The 21,321-nt window shown below is 44.5% G+C and carries 21 protein-coding genes and 2 pseudogenes; 13 read left to right on the top strand and 10 right to left on the bottom strand.

Annotated elements, in window-relative coordinates; genetic code table 11:
• Positions 1-255 precede the first annotated feature (255 nt).
• Both QUB08_RS07990 and QUB08_RS07985 read left to right on the top strand, forming a co-directional pair.
• Positions 256-612, top strand: a complete 357-nt coding sequence (locus QUB08_RS07990; RefSeq protein ID WP_333224236.1) for a type II toxin-antitoxin system RelE/ParE family toxin — start codon at positions 256-258, stop codon at positions 610-612.
• Positions 613-728: 116 nt separating this feature from the next.
• On the top strand, positions 729-1,049 hold the full coding sequence (locus QUB08_RS07985; RefSeq protein ID WP_333224235.1) for a helix-turn-helix transcriptional regulator: 321 nt from the start codon (positions 729-731) through the stop codon (positions 1,047-1,049).
• A 193-nt stretch (positions 1,050-1,242) separates the two neighbouring features.
• Here the strand turns inward: QUB08_RS07985 and QUB08_RS07975 are convergent, their stop codons facing one another.
• Positions 1,243-1,521 carry a hypothetical protein gene (locus QUB08_RS07975; protein ID WP_333224234.1) on the bottom strand — a complete coding sequence of 93 codons (279 nt, stop codon included), beginning with the start codon at positions 1,519-1,521 and terminating at the stop codon, positions 1,243-1,245.
• Between the two features lie 60 nt (positions 1,522-1,581).
• On the opposite strand from QUB08_RS07975, the gene QUB08_RS07970 reads away from it, so the two are divergent.
• Positions 1,582-1,806, top strand: a complete 225-nt coding sequence (locus tag QUB08_RS07970) for a hypothetical protein (RefSeq protein WP_333224233.1) — start codon at positions 1,582-1,584, stop codon at positions 1,804-1,806.
• Positions 1,806-2,087, top strand: coding sequence for a type II toxin-antitoxin system mRNA interferase toxin, RelE/StbE family (locus tag QUB08_RS07965; RefSeq protein ID WP_333224232.1), 282 nt, complete (start codon positions 1,806-1,808; stop codon positions 2,085-2,087). Before QUB08_RS07970 ends, QUB08_RS07965 begins: the two co-directional genes overlap by 1 nt.
• A 37-nt stretch (positions 2,088-2,124) precedes the next feature.
• Here the strand turns inward: QUB08_RS07965 and QUB08_RS07960 are convergent, their stop codons facing one another.
• Together QUB08_RS07960 and QUB08_RS07955 are read right to left on the bottom strand one after the other, a co-directional pair.
• Positions 2,125-3,018, bottom strand: a complete 894-nt coding sequence (locus tag QUB08_RS07960; protein WP_333224231.1) for a Uma2 family endonuclease — start codon at positions 3,016-3,018, stop codon at positions 2,125-2,127.
• A gap of 257 nt (positions 3,019-3,275) precedes the next feature.
• Positions 3,276-4,184, bottom strand: a complete 909-nt coding sequence (locus tag QUB08_RS07955; protein ID WP_333224230.1) for a tetratricopeptide repeat protein — start codon at positions 4,182-4,184, stop codon at positions 3,276-3,278.
• A 581-nt stretch (positions 4,185-4,765) separates the two neighbouring features.
• Between QUB08_RS07955 and QUB08_RS07950 the strand changes: the two genes are divergently transcribed.
• Complete coding sequence (locus tag QUB08_RS07950) at positions 4,766-6,013, top strand: hypothetical protein (RefSeq protein ID WP_333224229.1); 1,248 nt, start codon at positions 4,766-4,768, stop codon at positions 6,011-6,013.
• A 71-nt stretch (positions 6,014-6,084) separates the two neighbouring features.
• Here the strand turns inward: QUB08_RS07950 and QUB08_RS07945 are convergent, their stop codons facing one another.
• Positions 6,085-7,260 (bottom strand): homocysteine biosynthesis protein, encoded by a 1,176-nt coding sequence (locus QUB08_RS07945; RefSeq protein WP_333128858.1) that lies wholly within the window; start codon positions 7,258-7,260, stop codon positions 6,085-6,087.
• 303 nt (positions 7,261-7,563) lie between these two features.
• On the opposite strand from QUB08_RS07945, the pseudogene QUB08_RS32125 reads away from it, so the two are divergent.
• Positions 7,564-8,317 (top strand): annotated as a pseudogene (locus QUB08_RS32125) (Uma2 family endonuclease).
• Positions 8,318-8,515: 198 nt separating this feature from the next.
• Here QUB08_RS32125 and QUB08_RS07930 read toward each other — a convergent pair.
• From QUB08_RS07930 to QUB08_RS07920, 3 genes are all read right to left on the bottom strand, one after another.
• A complete protein-coding gene (locus tag QUB08_RS07930) occupies positions 8,516-9,688 on the bottom strand; it encodes an AI-2E family transporter (RefSeq protein ID WP_333224228.1) in 1,173 nt (390 codons plus the stop codon).
• 179 nt (positions 9,689-9,867) lie between these two features.
• Entirely contained in the window at positions 9,868-10,485 is a 618-nt protein-coding gene (locus QUB08_RS07925) for a Uma2 family endonuclease (RefSeq protein ID WP_333224227.1), read from the bottom strand.
• Between the two features lie 109 nt (positions 10,486-10,594).
• Positions 10,595-10,783, bottom strand: a complete 189-nt coding sequence (locus tag QUB08_RS07920) for a hypothetical protein (protein ID WP_333224226.1) — start codon at positions 10,781-10,783, stop codon at positions 10,595-10,597.
• A gap of 202 nt (positions 10,784-10,985) precedes the next feature.
• On the opposite strand from QUB08_RS07920, the gene QUB08_RS07915 reads away from it, so the two are divergent.
• From QUB08_RS07915 to QUB08_RS07890, 6 genes are all read left to right on the top strand, one after another.
• On the top strand, positions 10,986-11,129 hold the full coding sequence (locus QUB08_RS07915; RefSeq protein WP_333224225.1) for a hypothetical protein: 144 nt from the start codon (positions 10,986-10,988) through the stop codon (positions 11,127-11,129).
• 44 nt (positions 11,130-11,173) lie between these two features.
• A complete protein-coding gene (locus tag QUB08_RS07910) occupies positions 11,174-11,761 on the top strand; it encodes a Uma2 family endonuclease (RefSeq protein ID WP_333224224.1) in 588 nt (195 codons plus the stop codon).
• Between the two features lie 371 nt (positions 11,762-12,132).
• A complete protein-coding gene (locus tag QUB08_RS07905) occupies positions 12,133-13,464 on the top strand; it encodes a class I SAM-dependent methyltransferase (protein WP_333224223.1) in 1,332 nt (443 codons plus the stop codon).
• Positions 13,465-13,572: 108 nt separating this feature from the next.
• The gene (locus QUB08_RS07900) at positions 13,573-14,115 is read left to right on the top strand and encodes a type IV pilin-like G/H family protein (protein WP_333224222.1); all 543 of its coding nucleotides are present in this window, start codon (positions 13,573-13,575) and stop codon (positions 14,113-14,115) included.
• A 196-nt stretch (positions 14,116-14,311) separates the two neighbouring features.
• The gene (locus QUB08_RS07895; RefSeq protein WP_333224221.1) at positions 14,312-16,558 is read left to right on the top strand and encodes an O-linked N-acetylglucosamine transferase family protein; all 2,247 of its coding nucleotides are present in this window, start codon (positions 14,312-14,314) and stop codon (positions 16,556-16,558) included.
• On the top strand, positions 16,477-17,985 hold the full coding sequence (locus QUB08_RS07890; RefSeq protein ID WP_333224220.1) for an FkbM family methyltransferase: 1,509 nt from the start codon (positions 16,477-16,479) through the stop codon (positions 17,983-17,985). The genes QUB08_RS07895 and QUB08_RS07890 overlap by 82 nt, the downstream gene beginning before the upstream one ends.
• Here QUB08_RS07890 and QUB08_RS07885 read toward each other — a convergent pair.
• Both QUB08_RS07885 and QUB08_RS07880 read right to left on the bottom strand, forming a co-directional pair.
• Positions 17,969-19,612, bottom strand: coding sequence for a glycosyltransferase family 2 protein (locus tag QUB08_RS07885; protein ID WP_333224219.1), 1,644 nt, complete (start codon positions 19,610-19,612; stop codon positions 17,969-17,971). The two genes, QUB08_RS07890 and QUB08_RS07885, sit on opposite strands and share 17 nt — an antisense overlap.
• Positions 19,613-19,676: 64 nt before the next feature.
• Positions 19,677-20,102: a tetratricopeptide repeat protein gene (locus QUB08_RS07880; protein WP_333224218.1), complete on the bottom strand. Its 426-nt coding sequence runs from the start codon at positions 20,100-20,102 to the stop codon at positions 19,677-19,679.
• 69 nt (positions 20,103-20,171) lie between these two features.
• Here QUB08_RS07880 and QUB08_RS07875 point away from each other — a divergent pair, with 69 nt between their 5' ends.
• Complete coding sequence (locus tag QUB08_RS07875) at positions 20,172-20,333, top strand: hypothetical protein (protein ID WP_333224217.1); 162 nt, start codon at positions 20,172-20,174, stop codon at positions 20,331-20,333.
• A 217-nt stretch (positions 20,334-20,550) separates the two neighbouring features.
• Here the strand turns inward: QUB08_RS07875 and QUB08_RS07870 are convergent.
• Positions 20,551-21,304, bottom strand: a pseudogene (locus QUB08_RS07870) (Uma2 family endonuclease).
• Between the last annotated feature and the right edge of the window lie 17 nt (positions 21,305-21,321).

Genomic DNA, 21,321 nt, shown 5'->3' with positions numbered 1-21,321 from the left:
ACCTTGACATGGCTGGCTGGCAATGTAAGCTGTTTTACATTTAAACTGTGTGTCAAAAATCCATAAAACTATTGTGGGACGGGCTTCTAGCCTGTCCCGAATTTTCAATTTAAATGCGTAACAGCTTATACCTTAGCAATTGAGAGGAAATTCGGCAATCTTTAGTCTCTCGTACCACTTTTAGTCATATTGGGTTATAATTATGTCAGATACGACATATTATTGTAAACTCTATGACTGGACTGTACTTAATTTATGGAATCCCAAGGCGAGAACAAGGATGTTGTTTGGCTTAGAGGCGAAGTAAAAACTCCTCCTTTTTCGGCCTCAGCGCGAATCGAGGTAGGGATTTTATTAAGGATGTTACAAAATGGAGAAATTTTAGCCATGCCTGTCTCTCGACCTATGTCAAGCATCAGCCCTCACTGCCACGAATTGCGGATCAATGATAGTGAAGCCGATAAACAGTGGCGAATTATTTACCGGATTGACTCAGATGCTATTGTCATTGCAGATGTGTTTCAAAAAAATACCCAGAAAACGCCTAAGCGCATGATTGAAAACTGTCAAAGACGACTGAGATTGTACGATCAAAGCTCAGGAGAAACCTAGTTATTTCAGGACTTCCTTTAGGGTGGGCATTGCCCACCTTACAAATTGAGAGACAATTCACCATTCACAATCCTTGCTCTGTGCAATTCATATAATTAAAAGAGGTAGTATTTACAATGGATGCGATTAAACGTCAACGTTTAGAAGCAGCAGGTTGGCGGGTGGGAGATGCCGCAGACTTTCTAGAACTTTCATCCGAAGAAATTGCTTTTATTGAGATGAAGCTGTCTCTAATTAAACGCTTGAAGCAGCTTCGCATTAGTCAAAATCTTTCTCAAGAAAGTTTGGCTAAGAAAATTAAATCTAGTCAGTCACGGGTAGCTAAAATAGAAGCTGGCGATCCGTCTGTTTCTCTTGATTTGATGGTAAGGACAATGCTAGCGCTGGGAGCAACTCGCGAGGATGTGGCACTCGCTATTACTTCTTCCAAAAGCTGAGAAGCAGACAGTTGAAATTTGAGAATCTTCGAGAATTTGAAGTTAACTTTATCCCGATAAAACTATCTCAGCCGTGATAATTGTGGCTAACTTCCTCCACAAATAAACTTAACGCCTCAGCCACTGGTTCGACACTCAAACCCATTCCCAACAATCGGGGAATAGCATCCCTTCTTGGGCAGTTCGCACCTTACTAATTGACAACTACAGGTTCGCCAAGCATAGATATGCTCAACCATATTTTGCTAGCTGTCAAAGCCGAACGTTTTTCAAACAGTCCTGAATGCACTCGGACAAAAGAAACCGGGTTTTTTACCCAATCTGCGGGCTGCAACGAAGTATTTTTGTAGAAAAACCCGGTTTCGCTTGCCCCATGCGTAAGTCCTATCAGAAATAAAAATTGCAACCAATACCAGAGGTAAGCAACTGCTTTTATCGTGTATGATTCCAAACAAGTAAAAAATGCTAGCATAGGATAAATCTTGCTAAAACCATAAAAAATATCGTAGTTCTAAACAGGTCACAATAATATATGACTAAAACGACACAGACATCTCAATTCCAGCAAGCTCTTGAAGCTGTAGAAGTTTTATCATTAGAAGATCAAGCCATGCTTCTAGATATTCTTCAGAATCGTCTGCGACAACAGCGACGAAATGAATTACTCAAGGAAGTTGCAGAAGTTCGTCAAGAGTATGCTGAGGGCAATGTTAAATTTGGTTCGGTAGCCGATTTTATGGCGGAGTTGGATGATTGATGAAAATTGGTTGGACTCCCAAATCTATTCGTACTTTCAAAAAGTTAGTTCGTAAAAATCCTCAGCTTCGCCTTTTAATTGAAGCTACGCTTGAACTTTTGTCTGAAGACTGCTTTAACCCCAGCTTGCGAACTCACAAACTGACAGGAGATTTATCGGGTATCTGGTCGTGTTCAATAGATTATGATTATCGGATTTTGTTTGAGTTTACGATCGATCCAGAAGATGAGGAGGAAGCTATTTTATTGCTCAAAATGGGTTCTCATGATGAAGTCTATTAAGACCGATCGCCCTTTTCCCCAATTCTCTCTAACTATCTCACTCTCCTGCATTCTCTGTCACTTCCTCCACAGATAAACTTAACGCCTCCGCCACTTGTTCGGCACTCAAACCCATTCCCAACAACCGGGGAATTGCATCCCTTCTTACCTGAAATTCAGCTTGTCGTGCCTGTTCTGCACTCTCGGCCCTTTCCCGCTGTTGCTCCCCTCGCAATCTCTCCAATTCGGCTCTTTCATCGCCAATCAACAGCAAATTACCTTCCTCGTCCCACCAGCGCAGCCAAAGCATACTTTGATTTTGATAAATGCCTTGCCAAAGTCCCAATTCTACGCCTAAAGGTGCAATGGGAAAATGACCGCGCTGATTCAGTTCTAACAGTTGATAATATCCGTCAATCAACCGATAAACTTCTAATCTGCCATTATTAACTTGGTAGATGCCGTAATAGGGAATTCGCATCACCTGTTCGTACACCCAAAACTTGCCCGGTTTCGTTATTACTCCTTCATCGGTGCGAGATAAAGGAGTACGTGAAGCGAAGCTATCCCGAAGGGAATCGCGCTCTTCATCCCCGTTCCCGCTGGCAAATTCCAAAGCAATTAACGGTGCTATGTGTTCTCGCCACAGCACGTAGGAACGGCGAATTTGACCGTCTAAATTAGGAGGTACATTGGGAACATAAAACCAATCAGGAGCTTCTGCACCTTTTTCCGGCGGCTCGGTTTCTCGCCAGTAAATGCCGCAGTCTTGACCGATCGCATATTGTCCGTCAGGATGCCGCTCCTGCAAAATTTGCCCGATCGAATCAGTTAAAATTAAACTCTGCGGATGCTCCTGAAATTTTTTCACAAAAGTACCGTCTGAATCTGGTAATTGAGTGTGGTCTGGAAAAGCAGGAGGTAGAACAACGCGGTCAACGCTTTGGGTCATAATTCCCTCCGAGGTCTTACCTAATTGGTAATTAGTAATTGGTAATCGGTAATAGGACGCTGGGCGCGAGGACTTATAAACCCGGTTTCGACCTGTATCTGTCGTCGTTCAACCAAGATTTATCTTAGAAACCGGATTTCTTTTCGTAAGTCCTGCGTAATTAGGAATAAAGCGAGTAGTTTTGAGTTTAAAGTATTAAGTTTTTAACTTAATACTTTTTCACTGACAACTCAAAACTCTTTTACTTAGAACTTTCCTTAAGGTTTCGGTAGCGCACCTTCAGGACTAGGAGAAGCAGCCGGTTTGGGAGTCGCCGTAGCCGCAGGAGAAGGCGAAGGAGTGCCACTAGCTAACTGATTAATTTGGTCTTTATAGTTAGGAGGAGCTAACTCAGTAGCTCGATCGAACAGCGTTTTTGCTTCATCTGTTTTGCCCTGTTCCTTCAGCACGATCGCCTTTCCTAAAGTCGGGCGAAAATCTTTGGGATTAGCCTTAGCAGATTCGTCATAAATTGCGATCGCCTCCTCGTAGCGCTTCTGCACAGCATAAACCTGTCCCAAAATCAACTGCACTGAAGTTACATCAACACTTTCGGGTTTCGCCAGATTTGCAGCCGGAGCGGCCTTCAGCGTATCTTGCAGCAGTCCGATCGCAGCTTCGGGCCGCTGCTGCACCAGCAGCAAATTCACCAACCCCTGCAAAGCCTTAATTTCCCCAGGCTTAGACGCTAAAATTGACCTGTAAGCCTGAGCAGCACCTTCGCGATCGCCCGTGCGTTCCTTAGCCTGAGCCAGCAAAATCCCGTATTCAGTAGTCTCAGGATTCAGCGAAGCCAACTTTTCCAAAGGAGCGATCGCATCCTTAATGTCGCCCACTCCTTGTCCGATCAACTCCAGTCGCACCTGCAACAATCCCCGCAAAGCCGTTACGTTGTCAGGTTCCCGCTGCAAAACCAATTCGTACCCCCTCGCCTGAGCTTGCAGCAACTCTGATTGCTTCTCCCCAGACTGCGCCGTTTGAGTAGGTGTTGGAGTTGACTGACTTTGCGCTTGGCTGGCCTTGAGAATACTGTCTAAAATTGGCACAAGGGAAAATCCCAAAAAAGCGATGAGCGACAGCACCACCACGACAGTAATCAACCCACGACGCTTGTTTGCTTTTTCCATAATTCAACTATCCCAGCTTAAATCTACTATTTTCTAAGAATTAAGGCATCGCCAGGGGGCATCTGCCATTTAGCTTGATCGGTGCAACCATAAAAGTTCTTAACTTCAAAGCCCGAACGGACAAAGCAGCCTTTTACTTGCAGCTAATATGGTAACAGACCCACAACTCCATGCTAGCTAAACAATTTTGGACACTCAGACCCGCAGCCCCAAGGACTGCGGTGTCTGTCCAATTTAGTCTGGTCAAGCTAAAAATTACCAAAAATATGGCGGATCAGGCCGTTAGGTAATTGGATTAAGTAAAATAGGCAAGCTGAATATCCTAAATGCTATTAGCCAGCAACTCCAGGTCAGCGCGATCGGCGATCGATCGGTCAGCAACTCCCAAAGTCCTTGCGAGCAAGGATTTTAGCAGCCAGCGAACCGATCGGCACTCGTAGCGTTGAAAGTTGGCGTTGACGGGTCACAACCAGACCTCCGGGCGCAAGCCCGCCTGTCAGGTGCTAGTAGTTTTTAAAGCAGTTTCTTCAGTTTATTCCTAATTTCCCTTAAGGGATGTGTCTCCGCTGCAAGGAGTTTTTATGAACCCCTCTCCCAACCGGTCTTCCAAATCGTCCAAATCTACTTCAAATCGCAAGGCTCAGCCCAGCGAACTGGCCGTCAATCCGCCTAATGATACAGATTCCATTTCTGAGACACCAGACGAAAGTTCGGTGCCTTCGGCGTTGGCTGCACCTGTTGACCAAAATCAACCGGCAACACCAACAGACGCCCCAGCGTCCAAGGATAGGCTGCAACGACCACGCTACAGTTCTGCCCCCGACAAGGACAAAACAAAGCCACAAGACCAGCCCAGCAAGGCTCCTGCACCCCCCGCGCCTGCAGCGTCTTCGACACCTGTCAGCGATACTCCAGCCCTAGCAGTCGTACCGCCCGCAAACGCCGAGCCTGCAGCTAACGAAAGTCAGGCAGCTGAGGACATACCCTCCGTCATGCGCCAACATCCCATTCCCCCCCCCAGCGAACCCAGACAGTACCGAGCTGTTGGTTTGGTGCGGGGTCGCTACACGCCATCAGAAGAGCAATTCACCCGGGGTATGCTGATAGCTGCCGACGGAACTGCCATCGACGCAGTTTTGCTGGGTAGAGTCATGAGTTTAGTCAAAAATCACCTGGATCTGGAACAAGAACACCTGTGGGTGGTCTATCCCCGCACCAGACAAGAAGACGGCAACTTGCACGCCCAGATTATGGGGGTTTGGGAGCCGGAAACGCTCAAGAAACCTCCCGAACCGTCCTCTGATGAGGAAAATCAGGAAGCAGCGGAGATTGAGGCTAGCGGCGAAGCATCGACCGCATCTTTGCCTCCCTCGGAACCTGATGTTGAAGATGGCTATTTTTCGATTAGAGGTGAGGTGATTTATCAATCCCAAGACCAAGAAAAGTATGTCATCGTCAAAATCAAGCAAGCTCCCCGCAAGAATGACGACAAGATGAAGTTTTTTAAACTCAAACTTAAGGGAGATTTAGCTACAAAGGCGATCGGGTTTTTTTGGGATTTCCACGTCAAATTGAAAGGTGACAGTCTGATGATTGAGCAAGCCAATAATATTGGCGCCCTGCCGATTAAAAAGCGGAAATTCCCCCCTGGCAGCAAGCCGCCCGGTGGCTTCAAAGGAGGAGGGAAGCGTCCGTTTACTCCTAGGCCCAGCGGTGACGGTGCTCCTGTAGGGCGTCCTACCATCAAATCCGCAGCAGCAGCACCACCGCCTGTCCCCAAGGAACCTCTTCCTAAGCCGGTTAAGAAGCCTAAGCCGATCGAGGAATGAACCAATTTTAGATTTTAGATTAGTGTGTCCAACACTAATTTACAACCGCTAAATCGCCAATCTAAAATCCTTTATTCGAGCCTCACTTGGGCGCCCCACAAATCTTGCGGGAGAAATACTCTGTCGGTGGGTAGGGGAGCAACTGGGGCCGTGAGGGTAAATTGACCCGCTTCAATTTGCTGCTTCAATTCCAATGCTACTTGCCGGGAGAGAAACATACTCGCAAGGGGGGCGGCCCGCACAGGTTTGCCCTCTATCAGGATGCGGCCAGTCTTTAATTGAGCATAGCTAACTAAACCGAAGGTGGGACGAACGCGCCGGGGGATAGAGAAATCTACCACCGGCGCTACTATTTTTTTGTCCGATACTGCACAGTTGGCGACCACTGTTTCGTTTAAGACTGGAAAAGGGATGCCGACTCCCAGCATCAGGGATGGGCCGTAGTTTTTGAAGTAGCAGCCGCGCACCCATTTCGAGTTCATCTGTTTCGCGTCGCCGATGAGTGCAAGGGTGGCGGCCGGGCCGATGGGGGTGCGGTTGGGCTGGCGTTTTTGCAGGGGAAAGTGCTGGGTTCCTTCCCAGGTGATGTAGCCCTGAGCGCCTCCTAGGAAGATGCGGGTGCCTATGCCGATGAGTTGGAGGTCGGGGTCGTTTAGCAGGGGAGACATGGCTCCCAGGCTCGAATAGACTGCGTTGCCGAGGTTTGGTTGCAGGGGGCCGAGGTAGGTGAACAGCGGTCGATCGCCCCCGTTGACGCCAACAATAAAGTTTTGATATGCGTTGCGGGGATTGAATAAATAAAACTGGTTGATTGTATCGCGGGTAATCGTCGTTTCAAAGGAGGCGCGGGGGTAGCAGTCTGTTACTTGCCCCAAGGCGCGCAACTGCACGGGTTTCCCGGCAATCAGGTCTTCGATGACGTGTCCGCCACCCCGTTCGCGGGATTCTTCGCCGTCTTCGGCTACTTGGGTGGCTCCCAGGTACAGGTCTACGGCGCCGAAGCCGGAGTAGGCTAAAACGCCGTCTAGCCAGCACTGGCGGATTTTTATCGGCGGGTCGGTATGGCCGAGGTTGATGATTGCACCGGAGGATTCCATCGGCTCGAAGGTGCCGGTGGTAATCACATCGACTTCTTTGGCTGCTTGGGTAATGCTGGTTTCTTGAACTCTTGTTTTGAGTTCTTCGATTGTCCAGACTGTGGCTTTGCCTTGGCTGATTTTATCGTTGATTTCGTCGATCGAGCGCATATATTTTAGATTTTAGATTTTAGATTTTGGATTTTAGAGTTTGAATTGATTGATTTTCGAGTGATTTTGATTTTAGATTGATGGATTGTCGATCGAGCTGGTTGTTTGAGATAAAAGCAATATATTATAACTGAGATGTTGCACCATTCTCAATAAGCCTTTTATGAACAGGCATCTTGCCTGTTCCACAATAAAATTCACTCTTCGTGGAACAGGCATCTTGCCTGTTCTTGATAATGAGGCAAGATGTAAATTATAACGGATACAATAACAATATCATAAATCAAATAAAGGGCGATCGCCATGACTCAAGCGATATTAAAACCAGTCACCTTCGATGAATTTATTGACTGGTATCCTGAAAATTCGGTAAACCGTTACGAACTGCACAATGGAACTATTGTTGAGATGCCTAAAGCAACCGGAGAACATTCAGAAGTAGCGGGCTTCCTTGTCGCTGAACTCAACTTTGAAATCCGACGACTAGGACTTCCTTACTTCGTTCCCAAAGAATGCGTTGTCGCCACCAATTATGATACAAGTTTCACAAAAAAATGTCACTGCAGGCAAGCTCCAACCCCATATCCAGTAACTCATGGCTAATCTCAAATCTCAAATCTCAAATCTCAAATGCTATGAGCTATCTGGTTACGAACCGGATGCGATCGTTTTGGACAAGCAAGGGACGGACAGCGAACCGAGATGGAAAAAGGAATCTATCATTACAATGGGTAGTTCTGTCCGGCTAATTGTCGAAGTTGTCAGTACCAATTGGCGGGATGATTATGGCTACAAATTGGTTGAATACGAAGCTTTGGGCATTTCTGAATACTGGATTGCGGACTATTTGGGACTTGGTGGCAGACGCTATATTGGCAATCCGAAACAACCTACTTTTTCTGTTCACCATTTGGTTGACGGTGAGTATCAAGTCTGTCAGTTTAGAGGGAACGAGCGGGTTGTGTCACCCACATTTGGGCAGTTAAATTTGACTGTTCAACAGATTTTTAGCGCCGGCAGAGATACGGTAGAAAATGCGAGGCTTGAAGATAGTTAGTTGAGGGTGTTCGTACCACAAATTTCCTAAGTTTGTAGTGAATACTTCTGTCCTAAGCTGTTACGCATTTAAATTGGAAATTCCGGACAGGCTAGAAGCCCGTCCCACAAGAGTTGTATTGATTTTTGACAGACAGTTTAAATGTAGAACAGCTTATAACTGGGAATGAATAAGAACTGAAGTCCTTACAAACCTTAACTATTGATTTTCAGGAGCGTCATTTTCTACATTATCTGGGATGTCGGGTTTGTGTTCTGGCAACTTTTCGGGTCGGCTTTCAGCGACTTCTATAGATTCATATTCTTCATGGATAGCAGAATCGATTGCTGCTAAGATTTTAGGGCTGGCACTCCACTGGTTTAGAATATCTTTAATTAGGGCTTCCCTAATCCAAACTTGAGCGACAACGGTGAGGGGGAGGGCTAGCAATAAGCCTAAAAATCCAAAGAAGGTGGCGAAGAATACTTGAGCTATTAAGGTAACAGCCGGCAGTAGCGATACTTGCTGCGCCATAACGTAAGGGGTGAGGAGGTTGCTTTCAAATTGTTGAATTAGAAAGTAGAGGATGAGTACAAAACCGGCTTTTAAGGGAGAGTCTAAAAGTGCGATCGTCACTGGGGGAATGACGCTCAAACCTGGTCCGATATTGGGTATTAAGTTCAGCAAACCAGCTAAAACACCGTGGGCTAGAGCTAGGGGAACTTGCAATACTGACAAACCAATTAAACTCAGGAAAGTGATGACGCTCATGCTAATTAAAGCACCGATTACCCATCGACCGAGGGCTATTTCGCATTCATCTAAGATCCCCTCGATTCGCCGCCGATAAAAAGAGGGAAATAGTTGGATAAATGCTTTGCGGTAAGAGAGAGGTTCTGCTAATGTCATCAATGTCAAAACTATGACTAGCAAAAAGCTGAGAATAACACCTAATGTGTTGCCGACAAAGGCTCCTGCACCGCCGACGAGTTGATTGAATAGGGGTTGCAGTTGTTGGATAATGTCGTTAATATCAAGATTCGGTAGTCGCTGACCCATTTGTCCAGAAAAGCGAGCTTCAATCTGATCTATCCACTCATTTAATTTTGCTATTCCTTGAGGGGCTCTTTGGGTAAGTTGTTGAAACTGTTGGGCAAATGGTGGTACAATGATTAGGAATAATCCTACGAAGATGAGGACTAGGAAGCTAACTGATAAGAGTACGGCGATCGATCTTTTGAGTCCGAATTTTTGCAAATATCGTGCTAGTCTGTTTAAGGCTGTGGCTAAGACGACGGCAGCAAACAGCAGAAGTAGAGCCTGCCTGATTTGCCACAGGATGTAACAAGATGCGATGAGGGCTAATAAGCCCATCCACTGTCCTAGCTTCATTAGATTTTAGATTTTAGATTTTAGATTTTAGATTGAGGAATAGGGTATGGGGAATTGCAGCTTGGTAATTGCTCTGCAGCCCAGAAGCGATAAATCGCATCTCTATAAGATACCTTAGATGCGGGCGATCGCATCTTTAATCAGATACCCCTACTCGGACATTAGCATAAGCAGCCTCCTCAATTCCCTTTGGCGAACACCTGCTGCGCTGTCAGCTTCAATTCTGGGAAAGTTGGGGACTCAATACCCTCGCCGCCTCTGAACAGTTTGACTTGGTATTCCCCGTCAATTAGTTGGTAAATCGAAAAAGTGGGTTGTTTGGGGTTGCCAATAAACCGTCTGCCGCCCAATCCTAGATAGTCTATAATCCAATATTCTTGAATACCCATTGACTCATATGCCTCAAGCTTTAGGGCATAGTCATCACCCCAATTAGTGCTAGTTACCTCGACGATTAGGGGGACTGATGAACCCATTGTGATAATTGATGATTTTTCCCATCGCGGCTCGTTTCCAATGGTTTGTTCGTTAAGTACAATAATATCTGGTTCATATCCCGATTCCTCGCGCATGGGTTTGATGACGCATTCTTTGGGGATGAAGTACGGCAAATTGAGACGCTCAATCTCTATTCCCACTTTCAGTGCGGTAAAACCGGCAACTTTAGAATGTTTGCCTGTTGCTTTTGGCATCTCAACAATCTCTCCATTGTGCAGTTCGTAGCGGTGTTCTGAATTTTCAGGATACCAGTCAATGAATTCATCGAAGGTTACTAATTCTGGTAGGGTTTGAATCATAGTGAGTGCCTTTAGTTTGGTTGTGATAAGCTGTACGGGGAATTAAGATTTTGGCAAAAACATAGTCTTTAGACCTAGTGTAGATCGATCGCACTTTTTGATTGAGTCTCTACTGCTGCTGTTGGCGCGATCGCCAGCCGAGGATAGCAGCTAGGATGATACTGGGGGTAAAGACGGCGATTAGGGCGTTGAGGTCGGTAGAGGGGATGGATAAGCTAGGCCCTGCGTATTTGATGGCCAGGGAAAGGGCGGCGGAGAGGGTGAATACTTTGAGGATGGGTCTGATGTTGGTGCTCATGGAGGTGGTAGTTGGTTGTATAATTAGGCATTGAGATTATTATTATGCCAAGTCTCTGCCGTTATTGCGATCGGACATTACATTTTTTAACATAAAACTGACGATGAATGTTGTTTTAAACTCAGAATTATAACAGTTTATCCAATCTGAGTTAGATACGGGAAAATATGAAAATGTAGAAGCGGTGATCAGAGAAGCGTTAATGATTTTATCTGATCGAAAATGTCGCCAAATCCTTGCTCGAAAAGTAAATGATTTATTGGCTAAAACGCAAGCGATACCAGAAGCTCAAGAAATTACTGAGGAGGAGAATGCATTAGAGATTGAAGCTTACCTGGGAGGTTGATGAGGATTGTTTTAAAATGTTTCAGTAGTTTGATGGAGGTTCCCATGATGGCACAGACACTCTTACAGCCACTAGACCAAAGGTTCATTCAGTCCGGGATTAGCTGGGAACAGTTCAAGCTAATTGAACAGGGGTTTTCTGACTCCCCAGGGACGAGGTTGTTTTATTACAAAGGAGAGGTAGAAATATTGGCAGTTTCCCCAGAACACGAATTTTTTAGTCGGACAATTTGTACGCTGCTGGCTATCTACTGCGCCGAAAATGAAATTGAGTTTTTACCTACGGGAAGTTTTACCCAAGAAAAGGAAGGGGTAGTGTCTGCACAAGCTGATGAATCTTACTTTATTGGCCGACGCATAACCCCAAATTCTCCCCCAGATTTATGTATCGAAGTTATCTTCACTAGCGGTAATGTCAAAAAATTGCAGCGCTATCGAGTATTGGGAGTTTCTGAAGTCTGGTTCTGGGAGGATGGTGTATTGGCTATGTATCGCTTGGGCTCTGAGGATTATGAAAAAATTTATTCAAGTGTGGTTTTGCCAGATTTAGATATTAACTTATTGTGTCGCTGCTTGCTGATGGCTTCGAGTGTGGAAGCCATGAGGGAGTTTAGGAGAAGCATTTCTGGTTAGGGCGATCACACCTATTTTTTTTATGTTTAACTTGATTTGATTAGGTTGGGGCGATCGCCAGCTTAGCAGTGCGGCAAGGATAATAGTACGGGTAAACACGGCGATTAGAGCGATCGCAGCCGTTGAGGGTATGGATAGAATGGGGCCGCCGTACTTAATGGCGAGGGAGAGGGCGATCGAGATCGGGAATACTTTCAGGATAAATCCGGTGTTGGTGTTTATAGAATAGGTCTTTGGTGATACAATATGGCAGGAGGTGGGAAAATTTGGGGGCCATAGATTTTGCCCCAGACGGCGCGGCTCGAATACCTTTCTATTTTAGAAGAGGAATTTCCCACCAGGTAATTTGGTAATATTAGGCTTGATTGAGAATGGATAACCAAGAATCAGAGTTAATCGAGAAAATTCGTCAACAATTTGACAAAGCTCCTTACCCTAAAATTCCCCTCGACCACTCTCCCAAAACAGACTATCAATCTCTCTATATTCATAATCTGGTAACAGCTTACTATTTAAGAAATCAAAAAGTTATAGATACTGAAGGTAAAGTTATTTTAGATGCGGGCTGTGGCAGTGGCTACAAATCCCTGATGTTAGCAGAAGCAAACCCGGGCGCCAAAATTATAGGAGTAGATCTATCTGAGGAGTCGGTCAAGTTTGCCAGACAGCGGTTACAATATCACGGTTTCAATAACACTGATTTTTATGCTCTACCCATCGAGGATTTACCCGATTTAGGTTTAAAGTTTGACTATATCAACTGTGATGATGTCCTTTATTTAGTACCCGATCCTGTGGTCGGTCTTCAGGCAATGCAAGCCGTTTTAAAGCCCGATGGCATCATTCGCGCTAACCTTCATAGTTCTCTCCAACGCGCTTCTTATTATGCAGTTCAAAAAGTATTTAAAATAATGGGTTTATTAGAAGAAAACCCCAGAGAAATGGAAATAGGTATCGCTAAAGAAATTATAGAAGAATTACAAGATAATGTAGCAATCAAGGCAAGAACTTGGAATTTGCCAGTAGAAAAAAATGAAGAATGGCTGCTGGCCAACTATCTCCTTCAAGGCGATAAAGGCTACACGATTCCAGAAGTTTTTGCAGCTTTAAGGGAAGCGAATTTAGAATTCATCAGCATGGTGAATTGGCGACAATGGGAGTTAGCAGACTTGTTCAAGAATCCCGAAAACTTGCCCGCATTTTTGGCGATGAGCTTGCCGGATCTCCCTGTTGAGCTCCGACTACACCTATTTGAGTTATTGCACCCGGTCAACCGCTTGATTGACTTTTGGTGTGGTCATCCTAATCAAGCTTACTCTTTTAAAGAGGTGTATGAATGGACGCAATCTGACTGGCAGCAAGTTCGAGTTTATCTGCACCCTCAACTCAGAACACCTCAGTTAAAAAACGATCTAGTGAATGCTATCACTAATCACAAAGTTTTCGAGATAAGCCGCTACGTAAGTCTGCCTACGCGAGTACCAATTACGGTAGATAGTATGATGGCGGCTTGCCTACTACCTTTGTGGGAAAAAGATCAGCCACAGTCGGTCATGTGTCTTGTAGAGCGTTGGCTCAAACTCAGACCCCTAGATCCTATCACTCTTGAGCAAGTTAAGCCAGAAAAAGCTTTTGAGGAAGTTAAAGAACTCCTTAGTAGCCTCGAAGTCTTTCTATACATACTTTTCGAGCGTTTGGTTTGAGGCTGCTCAAAAATTTGGTTAGCGAGTGATATGAAAGTTATTGAAAAGGGGTAAGTTACTCTTAGGAGTCAAAAATCAAGCATCTCACACGATTTGGAGAAATAAAACATGAAAACTGAATTGAAAGCTAAATTTCTACAACACCTCAATCAGAAGCGGGATAAGGGTTTCACCCTAATTGAACTGCTGGTGGTTATCATCATCATCGGCATTTTGTCGGCCATTGCCTTACCCTCCTTCTTGAACCAAGCCAACAAAGCTAAGCAGTCAGAAGCTAAGCAGTATATCGGTTCCATGAACAGGTCTCAACAAGCTACCTTCGCAGAAAGTGGTAGATTTGCCACATCTGTTGGCGAGTTGAATCTTGGCATAAAAACGCAGACTCAAAACTATACATACGCGCTCGATCCTATAGCACCTGCTACAAATGCTACTGAGGTGGGAAATGTCGCAAAACCCATAGGGGAAGCGCTCAAAGCATACGCAGGAAAAGTAGCTTTAATTCAGCCTGCAGGAGCAACTGAAAGAACCACTGCGGCGGTATTGTGCGAAAGAACTGCGGCCGGTGCAGGAGCTGTCACGGCCTATGCAACGGTTGCCGCTGACAGTGTGGGTTGTACAGGTCCCGCATGGACGGAAGTTTCTAAGTAGGCTTGATCTAGCCTTTAAAGCTAGAATTGTTCCTGCAAGCCTCATCAGAAGCTGATGCAACAATGGGTAGTGTTCTGAACGCTACCCACTCTTGTAGCCAAATTATCACTAAATAGTTATTTTGTTTAGGTATGTTCTTTGCAGTATTTTTTTGCGACAAGATCATAACAATAAGGATAAAAAAGGAGACTTACTTATGGTGGTATTTTTAGAAAACACCTCGTCTACAGATTTAGCAGCCTTGGAAGAACAAGCACATAAATACTTAACTGAAGGACAGTACACTCTGGCTGCCAACCTATATGAGCAAGCAATTGCTACGGAACCAGATACCAAGTCTCACTACTGGAATTTGGGGCTAATGCTATTATTGCAGGAGCAAGAGCTAGAAGCTCAAGCTACTTGGCTGTTATGCATGGCAGAGGGTGAGCCAGAACAAATTGAGCAATGGACTGATCAGCTGATAATGGTTCTGCAAACAGAAGCAGAACGCAGGGAGGCTTTGAAAGAGGACTCGATTGCTTGGGCAATTCGGCACCACATCCGGGAGATTGATCCCACAAATATTAACAACCTGTTATACTTGCTTGAGCTTTCCGTCAGGCTGGGGACTTTTACGGCTGAGGAACTGACTTCTCTAGGAGTGATTAAACTTCTTAAATCAGAAGAATCTGGACAAGTAAACTTCGAGGTATTGATGCAGGTGTTAAAAAGCATTTTAGAATACGATCCTTTGCACCCATCATCCTTGGAATTGGCAGAAGCCTGCCTTACTCATGTCTGTGACTGCCAACTATATATTAACGCTGTAATACCAACGGCTTTTGGACTGTCCAATTTGTGGAAAAACTCCAGGCAAGCAGTACACTTTGCTGAATTGTGTTTACGCTTAGATCCAAAAAATCTAGATGTTATCTGTCAATTAAGTATTTTTTACCAGAATGCAGGTCAATATAATGAAGGGATAAAGACCGCTAAAATATTATATTCATCAGCAAAATCTTTGCCAGCTAAAATCTATGCGACGCATCTAGTCCTTCGGGGGTTAATGAGCGCCGGTGGATATTGGGAAGAAGCTGTCTCAGTCGTTAATCGCCTCCAATTTCTCCAAGAGTCCTTGATAGCTGAACAGCCAATTTCATTGGACTTAATTACAGCTAATAACCTATTTCTTACCCCCTTCTTTTTCCCTTACTTTCGAGATGAACCAAAAAATTACAGAAAAATCAGTAACGAATTAGCTCAAATATGCCAAGTCAATATTCAAAACTCTGCTAAAAAGCAGATTGAACTATACAGGCAGCGCCAGTTTACTCATCGCAAAAATATTAGTAGTTTAACCAAACCTTTGAAGATCGGTTATTTATCTCATTGCCTCGCGACCCACGCGGTGGGGTCGCTAGCTCGATGGCTAATCAAGTACCACGATCGGGAGCGTTTTCAACTGCATGCCTATTTAATTAATTATAGGAATATGCAGGACCCCCTACAAGAATGGTACGTGAATCAAGTGTCTAAAGCATATAGGTGCGGGATTGTCGGTACTGAAATTGCTGAGCAAATTTCTCAAGATGAGATTGATATTCTAATTGATCTTGACAGCCTCACCTCACATGTTAGCTATGAAGTGATGGCGCTTAAACCTGCACCTGTGCAAATAACATGGCTAGGATGGGACGCATCAGGGCTACCTACAATTGATTATTTTATTGCCGATCCTTATGTTTTACCAGAATCAGCTCAGGATTATTATTCGGAAAAGATATGGCGTTTACCTCAAACTTACATCGCAGTAGATGGTTTTGAAGTGGGGGTACCAACACTGCGACGCGAGCAGTTAGATATTCCTACTGATGCGGTCATATACCTTAGTGCTCAGAGAGGTTACAAACGGCATCCTGATACAGCACGGCTCCAGATGAAAATTATCAGTGAAGTCCCTAATAGTTATTTCATAATAAAAGGAGCCGCTGAGGAAGATTCAATTAAAAAACTCTTTAATGAATTAGCACAAGAAGAGGGTATAGATTTTAATCGATTACGATTTGTGCCAGAGGTAGTCTCGTCAGAAGTTCACCGAGCCAACCTTAGTATCGCTGATGTAGTTTTGGATACCTATCCCTATAATGGGGCTACAACCACTCTAGAAACTTTGTGGATGGGTGTTCCTTTAGTGACAAAAGTTGGAGAGCAGTTTGCGGCTCGCAACAGCTACACAATGATGATGAATGCTGGGATTAACGAAGGCATTGCTTGGACTGATGAAGAGTATATAGAATGGGGAATTCGTTTAGGGAAAGATGCGGCTCTGCGGCAGCATATATCCTGGAAACTGCGGCAGTCACGACAAACGGCTCCACTGTGGAATGGCAAGCAATTTACGCGAGAGATGGAGAAAGCATACGAGCAAATGTGGCGAAATTACGTAGAAGCTGGCAATTGAATGCTGCCCTAGGCATAACAGAGGAAAAAATTACTATGATGAATAATCACATTCCTAGAAGTTCAATGTTGGGGTCATTATTGAATGCAAAGCAGTTGGGTTTGGAACCGGAAACGGTTATTGACGTAGGTGCTGGATTAGGCACATTTGAAATTTATTATGCTTTTCCCAAATCAAGATATCTCCTGATCGAACCCATAGCCGAGAACGAACCATATCTCAAAAAAATCTGTCAACATCTTGAAAGAGCAGACTATATAATTGCTGCTGCTTCCACAGAGGCAGGACTTGTGCCTCTTCAAGTGAATGTGAGCAACTTTATCCACTCTTACATCTCAGAGGATGGTGAGGCTAGCTCCGAAAATTTTGAGCTAAGGACAATCCCGGCCGTTACTCTGGATGAAATTTGTAAAACTCGCCAGTTAGAAGGGCCGTATTTAATCAAAGTTGATGTAGATGGTAGAGAACTAGAGGTTCTAGCAGGTGCAACTCAAACTCTTCAAAATACAGAGTGGGTAAGTGTAGAAGTTAATTTATATGTAACAGCTAGATTTGCTAAGATGGCCAGTGTTATAAACTTTATGAAAGAGCAAGGTTTTGTAGCCTATGATCTTGTCAATCTTGCTTGTCGTTATTCAGACTTAGCTTTATTTCAGGTTGATATGGTTTTTGTCAAAGAATCAGGTCAGTTTACAAAAGAATCCCGTTATGTGGCAGGAAACGAGCAGGAAGAAAGACTGAGGGCGCATTTGAAAGCGTATCGAGAAACCTTAATCGCACAGATCGAAAATTTGACGCCCTTTGAAGTTTTACAAAAAACTGGATTGACTCAAGCAGAAACTATCCAGAATCAAGCTTATCAAAACTTACTTCAAGGAGATTACAGCCGAGCTGCCCATCTCTACGAAGAGGCTATTGAAGCTGAACCCGATAATAGGTTTCACTATTGGTATTTGGGGTTGGCGTTGCTATTAGACGCACAAGAGATAGAAGCTCAGGCGACATGGCTGATGGGGATGACGGGAGGAGATAGCGAACAAGTCGAGCTCTGGACAAAGGATTTAATGCAAGTCCTGCAAACAGAAGCGGAGCGACGGGGAAAATTCGGAGACTATGGAATTTCTTGGACAATCCGCCATCATCTACGGGAAATCAATCCGACAGACATTAATAATCTATTGCATTTGATTAACCTGTCTATTCTGATGGGGAGCTATACAGAAGCTGATCTCGATTCTTGGGGCGTAATCAAGCTTCTGAAGTCGGATCAATCCTCTGAGGTAGATTCTGGCTTATTGCTGCTAGTTGTGAAAAATGTTTTACAATACAATCTTTTGCACCCACTTTCTAGAGAATTATATGAGCAAGCGGGGACCAGGCTTTTTGGAGCTAGCCCACCGCCGGATACCCTTAAGAAGGAGAACTGATTTCATTACGGGAGTTGCTGATAATTAAGCTGTCTAGCTCACGAGTGGGAATGTGTTGGGCTTGTACTCTGGCGATCGCCTCTTTATTTTCAGACTGCAACACAATTCTACCATGCAGGCGAGGTTTCACAGCTTCCCACTGAATTTCGCTCAACAGTCCAATCACTGAAATTTCAGGCCCGTCGGAGACATCTAAGTCCTCTTCCATTAACAGGTTCATCACCACACTAGATAAAGCAAGATTAGCATCTTCATCAGAAATTTGGCTACTGTCTACCAGCAGAGTCATCTTATCTTTGTCTGGGTGAGTTGCTATCGCTCTTATTACCTGGGCAAACTCCTCATTTAAAGACGGTTCCGGCTGATTCCAGTCTGGAAATACGATTAAATTGATTTCTCTTAAGTTCAGGTTTTGGTAGAGATCACTTCTGTACTCTTTAGACAGATAGTTAACCCGAAAAAAGCTTAAATCAGGTAACATTCCCCATACCAGCCTCGCAGCTTGAGCCACATTAGATATTCCCGCTTGCTCTCCATTAATCGCCCAGGTACCTATTGAGCCATTTCCGTCCGACATGGGACCTTGATATGCTTGGGGCTGATGCGTCTGTCTTTCAGGAATATTAAACTGCGAAGGGGGAATTTTATGTTTTTTAGCCAATTCTTCAATTTCTTGCAAACGAGTGTCGTACTCGCCAATATCCATATTGATACTTGAAGCACCAGCCCTTACGACAGTTAAAATATCAAATTTAATTTCTTCATCCTCCGGAAAAAATAACTCTTTGGTTCTAACTTGCACGTCAGCAATGGCCATAAATGGGTTGATTGATGGTACTAAACTATCGTGCAGCAGTTTCTTGGTATCTTTTTTGGCATCGTTTAAAAAATCTTTAAATGGTTTCCCATCCAAGCTGGGGTAGCACGATGAAGTTCCCGTACTATGTCCAGAATTGCCCGCCACTGAAAGAGGGCGAAAAGAATATAAGTAATTTTCTAAATAATAGGCATTAATCACACCCGAATACACATCGGGAATAGATGACATGAAATATTTACCATGAACACATTTAATCTTTTCTATTAAGGCTCTAGGAATAAAAGCATTGTAGAGCATGGGGAGTTCACCATAAGAAACTTCAAAATTATAGAACTGCTTTAATTTTTGTCTTGCTTTAAAATTTACAGCTACCTGCTCCTGCAACTGAACGTACAATTTATTTTTATGCCAAGGGACGATCGCACTCTGCCACCAATATACAGTGCTCCGAGACCAAGCCACTGTCTGCACGTCATATTCCTGGAGAAGATTTAAACAAATTTCGAGGCAATCTGGCATTAAAGCATCATCATCTCCGAGAACAGTAATGTATTCTCCTGTAGCGTGAGATAACCCCAATTCCCAATTGTCAGACATGGAGAGTCTTTCAGGTGCGCGATAATACTTGATTCGCTCATCATTAAATGAAGCTACAACTTCGGCAGTTTCTGCACTACTAAAATTGTCCATAACCACCAGTTCAAACTCCTTATGAGTTTGATTAAGTACACTCTGAATCGAATGTTTTAATGTATCATGTCTCTGGCGTGTAGGGATGATAATAGAAAAGAAATTGTTTGATGACATTATTGATACCTAGGATAGATAATAAAATTGAGATTTCGCCAATTCTTAATTAACCGATCGCCCCTTACTTTCCCTTCGCCTGCCCCAACAATACCTTATAATCCGCCCGATCGGGATTTAGCTTCACTAACTTCTCCAAAGGCTCGATCGCCCCCAGCTTATTATTCATCTGCAACCGCACATTTGCCAACCCCTCCAGAGCAGTCAGATTCTGAGGTTCCCGCCGCAAAACCGTCTCATATCCCCGTTCTTGCGCCGCCAGCAGAGATTCCTGGGAAACAGCCACTGGCGTCTGCTTTTGCTGGTGCTGGCTGCTCAAACCGCTGCCGAACAGACTCACCATACCAAAAATTGCCGAACCACCAAAGCCAACCATTGATACTAACGCAAAAATCTGCTTAATTCGATCGCCCTTATTAACCGGACGAGCACTAGATTTTTTCTGTGTACTTTCCATTGCTAACCCTTTGCCTCGCTGTTTTCCAGGCACTCGCACTCGCACCTATCTCTAGATTGCCCAAGTTCGATCGCAAAACGATCGCCCTTCGCCATTTAAAATTTGAGACCTATTCTAGCCCAGCACACAACACCAGAGATTTGTCAAGGACATTTAGGTAACAATAACACGCGGGCGATCGAGAGCGGTGAAGCGCGATCGCACCCTTACTTTTTAGCCGTTACTCTCTGGCATTTCGCCAAACCGAGCTCGGTAACGCGGTAGCAAAGATGTGAGTTCAGGAACACGCTGGCGTTCCGCTTCTAGTGCTGAGGCTAATTCATCAGAAAGCCGATCTAATTTTTCTTCTAATGTTGTTGCAGTCCTGCAGATCGCTCCTTAATTGTGGTTATTTTTAATCTCAAACGCCCTTGCTGACTCGATTGTGCAATCAAAATGGGATTGGATTAAGGGCCGAAAGGTCGATCGACCTTTCACACCTTCAAATGCCATCAGGATCGATGCCTTGGCTTCTCAAGTATGCCATTAGTCGATCGGCCCTCTGGCGTTCCTCTTCGGCCCTCTGGCGTTCCTGTTCCACCCGTTCCGCACCCCACAGCAACAAATTGCCATTCTCATCCCACCAGCGCAAAATAACCCGTTCTCTGAGATTTTTCACCTTCCCAAACCCCCAGAAATAAACCCATTGATTCTATCCAGAATCGCAGATCAGCATCTGGTTCTTGCAATTCATATTCTCCCGATGTCGAGAGCTTGTACAGTTCCAATACTCCCGATTTCGGTTCAAAAATTACATAAATCGGTACTTGCAAAATTCGCTCATAAAACCGCCATTTCCCGTAAGGATATGTCGGTTTATTTGAATATTCACTGCCGTCAGTATCCGATAAAAATTCCATTACTACAGCAGGTACTTCTCCCTCAGCATTGCGCGTATAACTGCGGCGAACTTCTCCTGGTTCTGCTGGTAATACCGAGGGAACATACACCCAATCTGGGGCTTTTACTACTGTTTTGTCGTTGACTTTCGCACAGAGTCCAAAATTGGAAGCTATTAGCATTGAAGCTAGGATAAATCCTGCGATATCCAAGGCTTCTCGCAGCGCCGCAGCTAAAAGTGGTTGGTCGATGTTTTCCACGGGATCGTCGGGTAATTTAAAGTCATCTGGCAATTTTTCCCAAGTTACATTATATTGGGTTTTGGTTTCGTCAGGTTTCGATAATGTTTGCGTCATTGGTTTTCCTTCTTTTG

The organism is Microcoleus sp. BR0-C5 (assembly GCF_036705045.1).
Lineage (GTDB): Bacteria > Cyanobacteriota > Cyanobacteriia > Cyanobacteriales > Microcoleaceae > Microcoleus.
This window is presented reverse-complemented; position numbering and strand designations above follow the sequence as displayed.